General features: G+C 38.7%; 13 protein-coding genes. 3 read left to right on the top strand and 10 right to left on the bottom strand.

The window, feature by feature from the left end; genetic code table 11:
* Positions 1–36: 36 nt before the first annotated feature.
* The 6 genes from J0N78_RS20615 to J0N78_RS20590 form a co-directional block, all read right to left on the bottom strand.
* Entirely contained in the window at positions 37–1,278 is a 1,242-nt protein-coding gene (locus J0N78_RS20615; protein WP_209125017.1) for an MFS transporter, read from the bottom strand.
* A 985-nt stretch (positions 1,279–2,263) separates the two neighbouring features.
* Positions 2,264–2,647: a glycine cleavage system protein GcvH gene (gcvH, locus tag J0N78_RS20610; RefSeq protein ID WP_209125016.1), complete on the bottom strand. Its 384-nt coding sequence runs from the start codon at positions 2,645–2,647 to the stop codon at positions 2,264–2,266.
* A 70-nt stretch (positions 2,648–2,717) separates the two neighbouring features.
* Positions 2,718–3,077, bottom strand: coding sequence for an arsenate reductase family protein (locus J0N78_RS20605; protein WP_209125015.1), 360 nt, complete (start codon positions 3,075–3,077; stop codon positions 2,718–2,720).
* A 264-nt stretch (positions 3,078–3,341) separates the two neighbouring features.
* On the bottom strand, positions 3,342–5,126 hold the full coding sequence (locus J0N78_RS20600) for an acyl-CoA dehydrogenase family protein (protein WP_209125014.1): 1,785 nt from the start codon (positions 5,124–5,126) through the stop codon (positions 3,342–3,344).
* Between the two features lie 200 nt (positions 5,127–5,326).
* Positions 5,327–6,508, bottom strand: a complete 1,182-nt coding sequence (locus tag J0N78_RS20595; RefSeq protein ID WP_209125013.1) for an acetyl-CoA C-acetyltransferase — start codon at positions 6,506–6,508, stop codon at positions 5,327–5,329.
* Between the two features lie 20 nt (positions 6,509–6,528).
* Positions 6,529–8,907 (bottom strand): 3-hydroxyacyl-CoA dehydrogenase/enoyl-CoA hydratase family protein, encoded by a 2,379-nt coding sequence (locus tag J0N78_RS20590; protein ID WP_209125012.1) that lies wholly within the window; start codon positions 8,905–8,907, stop codon positions 6,529–6,531.
* A 263-nt stretch (positions 8,908–9,170) separates the two neighbouring features.
* On the opposite strand from J0N78_RS20590, the gene J0N78_RS20585 reads away from it, so the two are divergent.
* Together J0N78_RS20585 and J0N78_RS20580 are read left to right on the top strand one after the other, a co-directional pair.
* Complete coding sequence (locus J0N78_RS20585; RefSeq protein ID WP_209125042.1) at positions 9,171–9,452, top strand: hypothetical protein; 282 nt, start codon at positions 9,171–9,173, stop codon at positions 9,450–9,452.
* Positions 9,453–9,467: 15 nt separating this feature from the next.
* Positions 9,468–9,791, top strand: a complete 324-nt coding sequence (locus J0N78_RS20580) for a spore coat protein (RefSeq protein ID WP_209125011.1) — start codon at positions 9,468–9,470, stop codon at positions 9,789–9,791.
* 455 nt (positions 9,792–10,246) lie between these two features.
* On the opposite strand, the gene J0N78_RS20575 is transcribed toward J0N78_RS20580, so the two are convergent.
* The 3 genes from J0N78_RS20575 to J0N78_RS20565 all read right to left on the bottom strand — a co-directional run bounded on the left by J0N78_RS20575 (position 10,247) and on the right by J0N78_RS20565 (position 11,948).
* On the bottom strand, positions 10,247–10,489 hold the full coding sequence (locus J0N78_RS20575) for a YusU family protein (RefSeq protein WP_209125010.1): 243 nt from the start codon (positions 10,487–10,489) through the stop codon (positions 10,247–10,249).
* A gap of 203 nt (positions 10,490–10,692) precedes the next feature.
* Entirely contained in the window at positions 10,693–10,890 is a 198-nt protein-coding gene (locus J0N78_RS20570; protein WP_209125009.1) for an HD-GYP domain-containing protein, read from the bottom strand.
* A 176-nt stretch (positions 10,891–11,066) separates the two neighbouring features.
* Positions 11,067–11,948, bottom strand: a complete 882-nt coding sequence (locus J0N78_RS20565) for a LysR family transcriptional regulator (RefSeq protein ID WP_209125008.1) — start codon at positions 11,946–11,948, stop codon at positions 11,067–11,069.
* A gap of 187 nt (positions 11,949–12,135) precedes the next feature.
* Here J0N78_RS20565 and J0N78_RS20560 point away from each other — a divergent pair, with 187 nt between their 5' ends.
* Positions 12,136–13,353 (top strand): MFS transporter, encoded by a 1,218-nt coding sequence (locus J0N78_RS20560; protein ID WP_209125007.1) that lies wholly within the window; start codon positions 12,136–12,138, stop codon positions 13,351–13,353.
* A 191-nt stretch (positions 13,354–13,544) separates the two neighbouring features.
* Here the strand turns inward: J0N78_RS20560 and J0N78_RS20555 are convergent, their stop codons facing one another.
* Positions 13,545–14,915: a solute carrier family 23 protein gene (locus J0N78_RS20555; RefSeq protein WP_209125006.1), complete on the bottom strand. Its 1,371-nt coding sequence runs from the start codon at positions 14,913–14,915 to the stop codon at positions 13,545–13,547.
* Positions 14,916–14,976 lie beyond the last annotated feature (61 nt).

Raw genomic sequence — 14,976 nt, 5'->3', positions numbered from 1 at the left:
CAATAAAATAGACGAACATAGCCTTTAATTAAACGTTTATTTAACTTTTCTAAATACGAGATAGAAGTAGGTCGAGCCGATTAAATAGAGTCCTCCGGTAATTGAAAAGACAATCGCGTAACCATAGTATGCACCGTTTAACATGACAATGGTCATTGAAACGGGTCCCATGACTGCCCAGCCGAGCTGGAAGACCATTTGCCCAAGGGAATTTGCTAGCCCTTTAATCGAGTCATCTACACTTCTCATCATTAACGACATCTGAATCGGATTGCCGGCATTCATTAATGCTTGTCTGAATAAAAATCCGATCACTGCGAACCATAAGTTTTCTGTATAAGCGGTTAGTAAAAGAAAAGGCAATGATGATAATTGTAATATAACAACCGCGCGAACTTCACCGAATCGTTTAACGACAGCAGGGCCAATCATTAACGCGACAGCTGTCATCGCTTGACCAAGAGAGATAATAATTCCAACGAGTGATTTATTAATCTCGAATCGATCCGTAAAATATAAATTTAAATACGGAATGACGAGTCCCGAACCAAAGCCGATAATTAACTGTGCAATCGCAAAAAGAGCAATCATTTTCAACCCAGCTTTTTGCGTCTTAAAAATATTTTTAAATGAACTTGCTCCAGTTTTCTCTGTTTTTAGCTTCTTCTTTTCATTAATTGTTAAAATCGGAACGAGCGAGGCAAAAAAGAATGCAGAGCCGACTAATAGCGTAACCCGAACACTCCATAAAGTACTTAATGATAAAAAGGCTTGAAGGGCATCGCTTAGCGTTCCTCCTAGTGCATTCCCAACTACGTTCGCCACCATTATGAGTGCAAAGTTAAAGCTAAATAAGTGAACACGTTGCTTTTCTGTTGAATTTTCTGCTAATAAAGGTATGGATGATACTTGAATGAATGACATGAATATCCCGGTACAAAACGCACTTACAAGTAATAAAGGTTCTGCCACGAGAACTGCCCGAAGAAATAAAGTTAATGCTGAGAAGATCGCCCCAACTAATATGACTTTTTTTCTCCCCACTTTATCACTCATTAATCCGGCTGGTAATAAAAAGATCGCAGACGCCATTGCCGTCATTGCAATGACTTTCCCATTGACTTGATCATCAAATCCAAGTTCACGAATATAATAATTGTAAATGATCATGAAAATGCCCATTCCGACATTTCCTAAAAACGACGCGAGTAAAAATAATCGAACATTTTTGTTATAGCTCTTTAGTTGATTACCCCAATCGCCAATAAGCTTAGACATGCTAATTTCCTTCCTCGAAATAAATTTCGCCACCCTAAATATAATAGTCAATTATTTCGAATTTGGAAAGAGTTTTTAGACAGTTTTTTTATGTAAATTTAAGGAGTCACAGCAAACGATGTGGATTTTTGCGTCAAGCCCGAGATTTTTGAGATTTATCGTGTGTTTTTGGAGAATGACACTGGATAAATGGAAGCTAATTCTCGATATATAGGGTCTACCTTCAGATATATCAGTCTAACTTCAGATATATCAGTCTAACTCCAGTTATATCAGTCTACCTTTAGATATATCAGTCTAACTCCAGATATATCAGTCTAACTCCAGATATATCAGTCTAACTTTAGTTATATCAGTCTAACTCCAGATATATCAGTCTAACTTCAGATATATCAGTCTAACTTCAGTTATATCAGTCTACCTTTAGATATATCAGTCTAACTCCAGATATATCAGTCTAACTCCAGATATATCAGTCTAACTTCAGCTATATCAGTCTAACTTCAGATATATCAGTCTAACTTCAGGTATATCAGTCTAACTTCAGGTATATCGCGTCTAACTTCAGATATATCAGTCTAACTCCAGATATATCAGTCTAACTTTAGTTATATCAGTCTAACTCCAGATATATCAGTCTAACTTCAGATATATCAGTCTAACTTCAGTTATATCAGTCTAACTTCAGGTATATCGCGTCTAACTTCAGGTATATCGCTTCTAACTTCAGGTATATCGCTTCTAACTTCAGGTATATCGCTTCTAACTTCAGGTATATCAGTCTAACTCCAGATATATCGCGTATAGCCTAAAGAATTCCCTGCATCCTAATTCGGAGTTTCAATTAAAAAAGGCTTAGAGAATTTTCTCTAAGCCTTTTTCACTGTTAATGTCATAGTAAAATGATGTAACTCCATCATAAGGTCCAGTCTAATTTTTCAAGTTTGCTTTCACAAGGAGGGAAGCTAACTTGAAAACAGCGAACCTAGTCTTCGCTAATCATTTCTTCATATTTTTCAGCAGTCATTAAGTTATCTAATTCAGACACATCAGATAATTCTACAACGATCATCCATGCTTTTTCATAAGGTGATTCGTTGACGAGCTCTGGAGCATCATCTAGTTCTTCGTTAATTTCTACTACTTTCCCACTAACTGGAGCATAAAGCTCTGATACAGTTTTTACCGATTCAACACTGCCGAATGGCTCGTCCGCTGTAATTTCATCGCCTACTTCTGGAAGCTCAACGAATACGATATCTCCAAGTTCAGATTGAGCGAAATCTGTAATACCTACATGTACTTTGTTTCCATCTACTTTTACCCATTCATGTTCTTCTGAATACTTTAATTCTTTTGGTAAATTCACGATTATCCCTCCAATAAATTCGGTCTTCATCGTTACTATATAATAAATTAGTAACGTTATACAAGCCTAGCTACTTTTTCCAGTTTTCTGCAAATTCCTCTTCTTTAAATCCTACAGTCACTTTTTCTCCATCTGTTACAATTGGACGTTTAATTAACATACCGTCTGTTGCGAGGATGTCTAGTAATTCTTCTGGAGAAGCTTCTTTTACTTTATCTTTCAATCCTAGTTCACGGTACTTTTTACCGCTTGTATTAAAGAACTTTTTAATTTCTAAACCACTTTTCTTATAGAGAGTCTCTAACTCTTCTCGGTTTGGTGGATTCTCGACAATATGTATCGCTTCATACTCAACCTCGTGGTCATCAAACCATTTTTTCGCTTTCTTACACGTCCCACAATTTGGATACCAGTAAAATTGTAAGCTCATATGATTTCTCCTTTCAATGTTGCAGTTACTCATTGGCACTTAAACTTATATGAATATTATTCCTTATATTTCATCGTTTAACAACTAATATGAATGGTCTCAGCTACCTTTAGGACGATGTTGTGCTAAAGGTACCTGACACCAGATCAAAGAAGTCCCAAATGGGACTTCTTTAATCTTAGTAGAGAGGAGAATGCTTCCTTGTAGAAAGGAGGTTTTATATTTTTTTGGAACTAAAGCTCCAAAATTGACTAACAATGTGAATTAAACGACGTATCGCTCTTCTTTTAGAACACGCTCAGCAATCTGACGCTTTTTACTAATAACATTGATCGGTGTATGACGAGTCAGCTTACGTAAGATGGAAAGCATCGTACGAAGTGTATCGCCCTCTTCCATCGCTACTAATGATTCTTTAGCATGAGCTTCAATGCGGTTAAACGCTTCTTGGCAGTATACTTGAGTTAAAAGTAACTTTTGCTCATTTTTATCTAAACCATTGCGGTTAATTGCTTTTTCTGTACGAAGGATGACAGATTCCATCGAGAAGACTTCACTAACGATATCTGCCACATTCGATAAAATTTCTTGTTCTTGCTGAAGCTTTTGTTGATATTTTTGTGCGCCAGTACCAGCAACCATTAAGAAGATTTTCTTCGCCATTTTTAATAAATATTTTTCTTGCTCTAATGGCTCAGTTCCTACTTCCTCTGGCATCATCATCATTAACTCTTCTTGAAGAGACATGGCCTTCTGAAGTAATGGAAGTTCACCTTTCATCGCTTTGCGAAGGATGGTGCCTGGCACCAATAGTCGGTTGATTTCATTTGTGCCTTCGAAGATCCGGTTAATTCGCGAGTCACGGTACATGCGCTCTACTTCGTATTCAGCCATAAATCCGTAGCCGCCATGAATTTGAACCGCTTCGTCAGCAACAAAGTCTAATGTCTCAGATCCTACAATTTTATTTAAAGAGCACTCAATCGCATACTCCGCAATCGCTTCTGCTACTTTGCGGCCATCTTTTTGCTCTTCATCTGTTAAGCTTCCTAAACGATCTTCAAAAAGACCACCCGTGCGGTAGATTGAGCTTTCGGCTGCATACGTCGCTGTAGCCATACTTGCTAATTTTTCTTGAATTAACGTGAATTTAGCAATTGGTTGCTTGAACTGTTTACGTTCATTCGCATATTTTGCAGCCAGCTCAATTCCACGCTTTGAGCCGCCAATTGTACCTACGCCAAGCTTATAACGACCAACATTTAAGATGTTGAAGGCAATGACATGACCTTTACCTACTTCTCCGAGAAGGTTTTCTTTTGGCACAAGTGCATCCTCTAAAATAAGTGTACGTGTAGAAGAACCTTTAATCCCCATTTTCTTTTCTTCTGGGCCAGTTGAAACGCCTTCAAAGTCTTTTTCGACGATAAATGCTGTGAAGTGCTCTCCATCGATTTTTGCATATACAACGAATACATCAGCAAAGGCAGAGTTTGTAATCCACTGTTTTTCACCATTTAATACATAGTGCGTTCCAGCTTCGTTTAATACTGCTGTCGTTTTCGCGCCTAGTGCATCTGAACCTGATCCTGGCTCTGTTAATGCGTAAGCTGCTATTTTTTCACCTGTTGCCAAGTCTGGAAGATACTTTGCTTTTTGGTCGTGGTTACCGAAGAAAACAATAGGTAAAGAACCGATTCCTACATGTGCTCCGTAGCTTAAGGAGAAACCCCCAGCACGAGAAAATTTTTCAGTAATGACGGACGAACTAATTTTATCTAACCCAAGCCCTCCATATTCTTCAGGAACGTCTGCTCCTAAAAGACCCAGTTCACCGGCTTTCGTTAAAAGGCGACGTGAAATATCAAAATTGTGATTTTCGATTTCTTCAAGCTGTGGCACAACATCGTTAACAACGAATTCTTCAGTTGTTTTTCCGATCATAATATGCTCTTCTGAAAAATCTTCAGGTGTAAACACTTTCTCTGCAGAAATACTGTCTAATAAAAAGTTTCCACCTTTTACGATTTCATTTTTTACATTACTCATTTTCATTCCTCCAATTCACTATTTTTCCGTACCATTTGACCCATATTTTTCTTTTTAAAGCAAAGGATTTTCGCTTTTTTATCCTCTCAATTACAACCCTGAGCCCTCGTGTCAAAATGACTGTCAGCCCAGAGTATAAATTGAACTGCAATTTTGACAACTAAAACTTAGCGGGGCTAAAGGAAAATGTTACTAATCTACTAATCTATTAACTCGAATACGCCTGCTGCTCCCATTCCACCGCCGATACACATCGTAACAACACCGAATTGTTCACCGCGACGTTTCATCTCATTCATTAATGTTAATGTCAGCTTAGCACCTGAACATCCAAGTGGATGACCTAAAGCAATTGCTCCACCATTCACGTTTACTTTATCTAAATCTAAACCTAAGTGACGAACGACTTGTAACGATTGAGAAGCAAAGGCTTCATTAAGTTCAAATAAACCAATATCTGATATGCTTAATCCTGCAAGCTCTAATGCTTTAGGGATCGCTTCAACTGGGCCAATTCCCATTACTTCTGGTGCAACACCCGCGACCGCAAACGCACGGAATTTTAGAACCGGCGTTAGACCATTTGCTTTTGCTTCTTCCCGGTCCATGACGAGGACACTTGCGGCACCGTCACTCATTTGTGAAGCATTACCTGCTGTTACCGATCCTTTTGGATGAAAAGCAGGCCTTAATTTAGCTAGCGTTTCTAAGGTTGTTTCTGCACGTACGCCTTCATCAACTCTAAAAGTTATTTGCTTTTCTTTTAGCTTATGATCTTCGCCAACTGATCGAAGTGTTACATTTACCGGAACGATTTCATCGATAAATTTACCTTCTTCAATTGCCTTAGCCGCCCGGCGGTGACTTTCAACCGCAAATGCATCTTGGTCTTCACGGCTGACACCGAAGCGATTAGCTACTTCTTCAGCTGTATAGCCCATCCCCATATAATATTCCGGCATTTCTTCAACTAGTTTAGGGTTTGGCGCAATGACGTGACCGCCCATCGGAATTAAACTCATCGATTCGGCTCCGCCTGCAATAATCGATTTAGCATGCCCTAGCATAATTCGTTCCGATGCATAAGCAATACTTTGTAAACCAGAGGAACAATAACGATTGATTGTAATTGCTGGTACGGTATTTGGAAGTCCTGCTAACGCCGCAATATTTCGTGCCATATTCATACCTTGCTCTGCTTCTGGCATCGAGCAACCGATAATCACATCATCAATTTGACTCGGGTCATAGTCACCTGCCCGCCTTAATGTTTCTTTTACCGTTAATGCCCCTAAATCATCCGGCCTAACGTGAGCAAGTGTACCTTTCTTTGCTTTTCCGACTGGTGTTCTAGCACCAGCTACTATAACCGCTTCTCTCAAGGTTCTTCCCTCCATTCATCCTAATTGCGTAGTGGTTTACCCTTTGTTAACATATACTGCATTCTTTGCTGTGACTTCGGCTCACCGACTAAGCTTAAGAATGCTTCACGCTCTAGATCAAGTAAGTATTGCTCATCAACTAATGTTCCTTTTGGTACACGTCCACCAGCAATTACAAACGCTAATTTTTCAGCAATTTTTAAGTCGTGATCTGAAATCATGCCGCCGAATTTCATCGTTTTTGCACCTAATAATAACGTTGCAAAGCCTGTTTCTCCAACAACTGGAATTGGCTTACGAGCTCGTGCTTTATAGCCTTGCTCAAATAAATGAAGTGCTTGTTGTTTTGCATTATAAATGACATGGTCTCCATTCATCGTTACACCATCACGATCACTCAAGAAACCATTCGCACGGCCTTCGTCTGCAGATGTCGCCACTTTTGCCATCGCAATCGTCTCAAATGTGCGGTTAGCTACTGCTTGAAGATCAGCTCCTGGTGTATGGCGTTCTAAGTTACGAAGGTAAAGCTCCTTATTTCCTCCACCACCAGGGATTAATCCAACACCAACTTCAACTAAGCCAATATACGTTTCTGAAGACGCTTGAATACTTGCTGACGGTAAGCAAATTTCGGCTCCCCCACCGAGAGTCATTCCAAACGGTGCCGTAACAACTGGTTTTGAAGCATAACGAATTTTCGCCATCGCATTTTGGAATTGTCGGATAACTAGTTCAATTTCAAGGAAGTTATCGTCTTGTGCTTCCATTAAAACCATCATTAAGTTCGCACCGACACAGAAATTCTTCGCTTGGTTCCCGATGACTAAACCTTTGTAGTTCTTTTCCACTTCATCAATGGACTTATTAATCATTTGGATGACATCTAATCCAATTGAATTGTTAGGCGAAGTAAATTCTAAACAAGCAATATCGTCTCCTATATCAATTAATGCACCACCTGCATTTTTAAAAATAACTTTATTATCTTCTTTTAAAGCTTTTAAATGAATTATCTTTTTATTTTCTTCGATCGCTCGATATTCGCCTTTATGATAATAACTTTTTTCTGAATAAAAACTCGTTTGACCTGAGGCAAGCATATCTTTTACCCAAGCTGGAACGGTTGCACCTTCCGCTTCCATTTTCGCGACAGATTTTTCTACGCCGATTGCATCCCATACTTCAAATGGTCCTTGCTCCCATCCAAAGCCCCATTTCATTGCTTGGTCGACTGAATGGATATCATTTGCAATCTCATAGCATTTTTCAGCAGAATAAATCAATACGGGTTTAAAAATATTCCACATCAATTGGCCCGTACGGTCTTCTGCATAAATTAATGTTTTTAATTTAGCAGCTAAGCCTTTTGCTTGTTTCGCAGCTTCCGTCGAAGCCGTTTTCAACTTTTTACGCGGACCATACTCAAGTGTATGAGGATCTAGCTCTAGTATTTCATTTCCTTTTTCTGTATTTTGCTTGACGAAAAAGCCTTTCCCTGATTTCGCTCCTATCCACCCTTTTACAGCCATATCACGCATGAACGAAGGAGGATCAAACACTTCCTTTTCTGCTCCTTCCACCTGATCATACACATTTTTTGCTACATGTAAGAAGGTATCTAAGCCGACAACGTCTAATGTTCTAAATGTCGCACTTTTGGGACGCCCAATCAGTGGCCCAGTAACAGAGTCGACTTCACCGACAGAATACCCGCCTTTTACCATTTCAGATACAGTTACTAATAAGCCATAGGTTCCAATCCGATTTGCGATAAAGTTAGGTGTATCCTTTGCTTCAACGACACCCTTCCCGAGAACATCTTCAGCAAACGCTTTCATAAATCCAATAATTTCAGGATTTGTGTCATGAGTTGGGATGATCTCTAATAATTTTAAGTAACGAGGTGGATTAAAGAAATGAGTTCCTAAGAAATTTGCTTTAAAATCTTCAGAACGACCTTCTGCCATGGCCTCGATTGAAATACCTGATGTATTTGAACTAATAATCGATCCTGGTTTACGGTACTGTTCAACTTGTTCAAACACCTTCTTTTTAATATCTAAGTTTTCAACTACCACTTCAATGACCCAATCAACATCTGCAAGTTGCTGCATATCATCTTCAAAGTTCCCTACTGAAATCAATTGCTGGTTATCTTTCACCGTAAGTGGTGCTGGGTTTTGTTTTAAAAGTTTTTGTACCGCCGTAGTACTTAAACGATTTCGGACAGCTTTGTCTTGAAGAGTCAACCCTTTTTTCTCTTCAGTTTCTGTAAGCTCGCGAGGTACAATATCAAGCAAAAGCGTTGATATACCTACATTTGCTAATACTGCAGCAATTCCCGAACCCATGACTCCTGAGCCTAGTACAGCTGCTTTACGAATTTGACGAACCATATTTGTCCTCCTTCTCCTTAAACACTTTGAATGAATACTCATTCATTTTTCTATCAAAAAAATATCACATTGCTCAATAATTTATGTTCTATAACAACTATATCGAATTTTTTTTCATTTAGCAAGAGTAATTTCAGAAAATTATTAATTATTTTTCGCCATGTAATTAGCTACCATGTATTATTCCACCTCCTTTTTCGCACGATAAATGTGTATCGTTAAGGTACAAAATCATGTGGCTAATGAGGGAGGCTACTTGCATGATGCAACAGCAACAGCAGCAACAACCATCAATGAATCAGCAACAAGGGATTATGCCTCAACCCCCTAATGTTGTGACGAGTAAAGATCACCTTTATATTACTGACATGCTTTCTTGGAACTTGCTAGCAATGAAAAAGTGTCATTTTTATGCTGGGCATTGTACAGACCCTGAAGTAAAAGCAGTTATAGATAAAGCAGGGCAAATGCATAAACAGCATTATGAGCGAATTTTGCAACATCTCCAAACTCAAAACCAAATGACAACTCAAGCACTTCAATAACAGGAGGGTTTCTGAATGAACCAACAAACTAAAATCCAAAACCCTAAGACACAAGTTCCTGAATCGCCACAAATGTCAGATCGAGACTTCATCAATGATGTATTATCGACCGAAAAATATATGACATCGTCTTACGGTTACGCGATGAACGAAGCCAGTCATGAACAATTGTACAAAGATATTAATACCATTTGTAACGAAACACAAAACTGTCAGCGCGAGCTGTTTAATGTCATGTTCAAAAAAGGCTGGTACAGCTTTGATGCAACCCCGCAACAACAGCTCGATCAAGCCTACCAGCAATTTTCAGGCTACAGTAACCAATTCCCTTATAGTTGATACGAAAAGCGCAAGCGCCCGTTTACCGACGTAGGGACTGGACTGAGCCGCAGGAGATAAAGGAAACACGGAGAAGCGCTAGCGATCCGATGTTGACTTATCGTACGGCGGTGAAGGAAGTCTCGCTAGTCGGTGGGCGCTGCAGCTAGACAAGAAAAGCGGAAGGTGTCTGTTTATCGGCGACAAGCGCTGGAGGGCCAGCAATTAGTGTCCTGAGTTTTGGACACGTTTGATGGACCGAAGCGACCTCGAGCCGATGACACCTGCAGCTAGACAAGAAAAGCGCAAGCGCCCGTTTACCGACGTAGGGACTGAAAGCAGCACATTAAAAGGAGAAGAGACCGATCATTTTGATCATCTCTTCCCCTTTTTGGTTATGAAATGGACGTCGTTTCCTTATTAATGATATTTTTAGAAATAACGAACGTAGTGTCCACCAAACCCTAACTGAACATTTATTTATTCCGATGTTCTTTATTCAACGTTTGAATTTCAGTGACAAGCTCCTTCATCTTTTCCTTTGCATCTGGATACTGTTCATTCCAATGCTTCGCAAGCGGTGGCATACTTTTCGAAATATGGGTGTAAAGGGCCCATGCCTTCACCTTTTCTTTTAGTGACTCATCTTCTACCCCAAGTAAGAGTTCCGTGTACTTTTCCAGTAATCCATCTAATTGTTGTTTCAGCTTATCATCCACAATTTCACCTCATCGGAAATTATATTGTCTTCCTTCTATTATAACGAATTACGACGAGGATTTGAAAAATATGCTTCATATTTCTCTAAATCCTTTTATGTAGGACAAAAATTTTATAGTATTTTATATTCACTTCCACCTTTAGCCAAATTAAAAAACACAGGAACATCCTGTGCTAATATGCTATGCAGATTCTGTATTTTCTACAAATGAAACAATATACCGAGGTGAATTTCATCCGGAATATACAACTTACTAATATCGTGTAAAAGCCCTCCCATTGAAATAAGACTAATTTCTTCACGAGAGAGCCCTAGCCATTTGGCAAGAAGAGATGCCAGTACAGAAACACCTATATTATGTCGATATGTATAATCATCTTTTTTCAGAATACCATTCATTATCGTACAAATATTTGTATAAATCCTTTTTGACTCGGCAGCCAACAAAACGATATGAACGGTCTTGTTTCATTCTGATCCCCCTCATATTCTAATAGATGCATTTTTAAATTGTAAAAAATTGTTTATTACTATTAGAATATAATTTTCCGAATATTTAATAAATATAAATACCTTTATTTGTCATTAAAAAAAGAAAATACAAATGACCGAAAGTGCTCAACAACTGGAGGTCTGTACCTATCTTCGACCCAAGCAACCCCAATCGAACGCGTACATTCTAAATCTTCCACCGTCAATTTAACCACTTGTGTTTCATCCAACCCTTTTCGATCGGGAATTAAACTGACCCCAAGCCCTGCAGATACAAGTCCATTAACAGTCGACACTTCTTGACTTTCAAATGTCACCTTTGGTTTAAAGCCTGCCTGTTGACAGAGCTGATCTGTAATCGTTCTTAATCCAATCCCTTCTTTAAAACCAATAAATGGTTCTTCTGCAACTTCCGCTAGCTTGATACACTCTTTTTTTGCTAAGTGATGGGATTTCGGTACAATCACAAATAATTGTTCACGAAATAACTTCTCCCATCTTAACCCAACTCTTTCAACCGGAGCCGAGGTTAAGCATAAATCGATCGCCCCTGTCGTTAGCTGTTTGATTAAAATGTCTGCAGTATTTTGAAATAACTGAAACTGAACATCGGGATATGATTTTCGAAATTCTCTTATTAATTCTGGAACGATGTGTGAACCAAGTGTATGTAAAAAAGAGAGCGCAATCAGACCACGATCTGGATGCACCATATCTTCAACTTCTTGCTTTCCTTCTTCTATTAATAATAAGGCGGAATTTACTTTTTTTAAAAACAATTTCCCGTAACGATTTAATTGAACGGTCCGGCCATTTCGTTCAAAAAGCGGAACACCAAGATCCTTTTCTAAGCGTGCAATCGATCGACTCAACGCAGGTTGGGAAATATAAAGAGCCTCAGCGGCACGAGTAAAGTGCTGAAGTTCAGCAACCTTTTGAAAATACTCTAACTGCTGCCATTCCATTATCGTTATCCTCCTTACATCTATTACATTTTTGCATTAATTTTATAAAAATTATAAATTGGATGTTATTAGTTGTCAAAAGTATGATTAATAGTAAGGAAAGTTTTAGCTATCACCAACCGACATTCGTATATAAAAAGTTGTATAACCTATTCGGAAGTTCGCGATCAAAAAGGAGAAGATATCATTGAATTACATCAAAAAAAATCATGCTAGCTATTATAAAACGATGATTGCATTATTTTCTGGAAGCTTCATTAGCTTTATGATTTTATACTCCATGCAAACGCTAATTCCAATATTTTCGATGGAGTTTGGTGTTACCCCTGCTGTTGCTAGTCTTGCCTTGTCGACCACTACTGGTTGTTTGGCTGTAACGATGTTAGTGACCGCCATTATTTCGGACTCAACCGGACGAAAAAAAATGATGACTTGGGCACTCCTTCTTTCATCGTTCCTCTGCATTTTGTCTGCTTTCAGTCCTAATTTTACAAGCTTGCTTCTTCTTCGCGCACTACAAGGAATCGCACTCGCTGGTTTTCCTGGAATAGCGATGACCTACATCAGTGAAGAATTTCATCCAAAAACGTTAGGAGGAGTGATGGGCATTTACGTCAGTGGAACGACGGTTGGAGGATTGTCTGGGCGGTTAATTACAGGCGCATTAACCGATTGGTTTTCCTGGCAAACTGCCCTCCTTGTCATCGGTGGAATAAGTGTTGTCCTGAGTGTTTTATTTTGGATCCTTTTACCTGAGGACGTTCAATCGATAAGGAGAAAATACTCGCTAAAAAAGATTATTATCTCGCTCGTTTATAATTTAAAGGACCGGAAACTGCTTGGACTTTATACCATTTCGTTTGTCCTAATGGGCGGATTTGTCACCGTTTATAACTATATTAGTTTTGTGCTCATGGCCGCTCCTTATCTTTTAAGTCAAACGATGATCGGATTCACTTTTTTAATTTATTTATTCGGTACGTTCAGCTCAACATTTATGGGGCGAGTGAGTGACCAGTTTGGAAAGTCAGTAACGTTGCCTGTGACGATCATTATTATGCTTCTTGGGGCTTTATTCACTTTAGGTGACAGCCTTTGGATGATTCTAGTCGCTCTAGCTATTTTTACGTTCGGCTTTTTTGGAAGTCACTCGATTGCCAGCAGCTTAGTCGGTCAATTAGCAACGAATTATAAATCCCAAGCTGCTTCTATATATTTACTGTGCTATTACCTTGGCTCGAGTGTGATCGGAACGAGCGGCGGAGTCGTTTGGGAGAGCTTTGGTTGGAATGGAATTGTAATTGCTCTTTGTGGACTCATCTCACTAGCGCTTCTAATGGTTGTATGGATTAGAATCGAGTCGCGTCGCGAACAAGAGCGAGAAAAACAAAAGCTCGTATCATGACTAAAAAGTCAAAGTTTCAATGAGTATCTCCCATTATGAAAGAACCTCACTAATATTTGAGAGGTTCTTTCATTAAAATGGCCAATCGATCTAATTAATTATTCTGTGATCTAAATTAAATTGCTTGAATACTATTCTAAATACCCCGACTATACTAATTTTTCGAATTTAACAGTAATTTAAAATACTCACTACGCTGTATGTTTAGTGTTTTTATCGAAAACATCCTTTTCTTTCTTTAATTTGCTGCTTCTTTCAATAATAAAATATAACACAACTCCTACCAGTAACCCATAAGTAGCACCATATATAGATAAAACGATAGCCATTATCCCCGCTACTCCTCGCTCGGCTGGAGTTTTAATTTGTTCTACACCTACCGTTATACAGATATAGCCTGTTAAAATTAGCGTCAATGAAAGGGCTACTGGCAATACTGGTTGAAACAATGTAACTAATGGGAGTAAAAATACGGCAACTGCCATTGCGATAACAAATGTCCCCGACCCTGAAAAAATGGAATCCATCGCTTTACGCCCAAACCTATACCTTTCAATAATTGTTGCTAATCCTGCAGTAAAAACGGGTCCTGACATGCCAGGATGTGGAGCTATAAACGCATGGATAATATTTCGGATAAATGTTATAAAATGAAGGCGATCAACATTAAAGTCAACCTTTTCATCTTTTCTTACTTCATCTGCTCTTTTCATTAAGGTAGTCCCTACAATGATATCCCCATATGCAATGATATAGGCGATGATCGCTGTAGGAATAGCTATTAAGAAAACATCAAGGCTCGGAAATCCAACGACAAATGGCGTATAACTCCACATTTCAGCAAAAGCTGGTACGGTAAAGCCCCATTGAATATTAGGCAATGGATACTCCTTAGTAACCCAACCTATAATAATTGCCAAGATGATAGCTGGCATAATTCCATAATTTGCGATGAGTTTAGCCCATTTATTTCTCTTATATAGTGCCTGAAAAGAAACTGAAAACATTAAGTAAAAACAAATGATACTTCCGATGATTAATGTAATTGGTGTTTCTATTAATCGACTACCTGATTGTATTTCACCTGTAATTGCTGCAAGACCAGCACCAATTAATATACCTCCTTTTAACGATTTGGGAAGCCACTCAACAAGTTTGCTTCCTAATTTAGTAACACCTAATATTAGAAAAATAACGGCTACAAGCAATTGTAATGCCACTAACGCCTGAACCGCTTCTGGTCCTAGTTCAAAATCACCTAAATATAAAATGACAAGCGGAACAGCTGGAGTAATCCAGCCAGGAACAAAAGGTTCACCAAGCAAGGATGGAAGTATCATTGTAAAAGAATAGATGATAAAAACAGCTAATGCTGCCTCATAGGACATGCCTACATGTGTCTGTAGTAAAGGAATAACCCCCATGCCAACCGCAAATATAATAAATCCTTGTAAAACCTCGGGAAGTTCTATCCTATAATGAATTAAAGGTAATCTTAATTTAAAAGGACCTAACTTCCAATAGGGTTGTTCTCCCGCATCCTTTCGTTCATAAATTGCCATACCGTCTACCTCCTTTAAAAAACTGATCTTAGTCTTAATTAATAAGCCTTTTCATGTCAAT

This window comes from Alkalihalobacillus sp. BA299 (assembly GCF_017745675.1).
Lineage (GTDB): Bacteria > Bacillota > Bacilli > Bacillales > Bacillaceae_F > Alkalihalobacterium.
The sequence above is the reverse complement of the archived record's forward strand: the minus strand, read 5'-3'. Positions and strand labels throughout refer to the sequence as shown.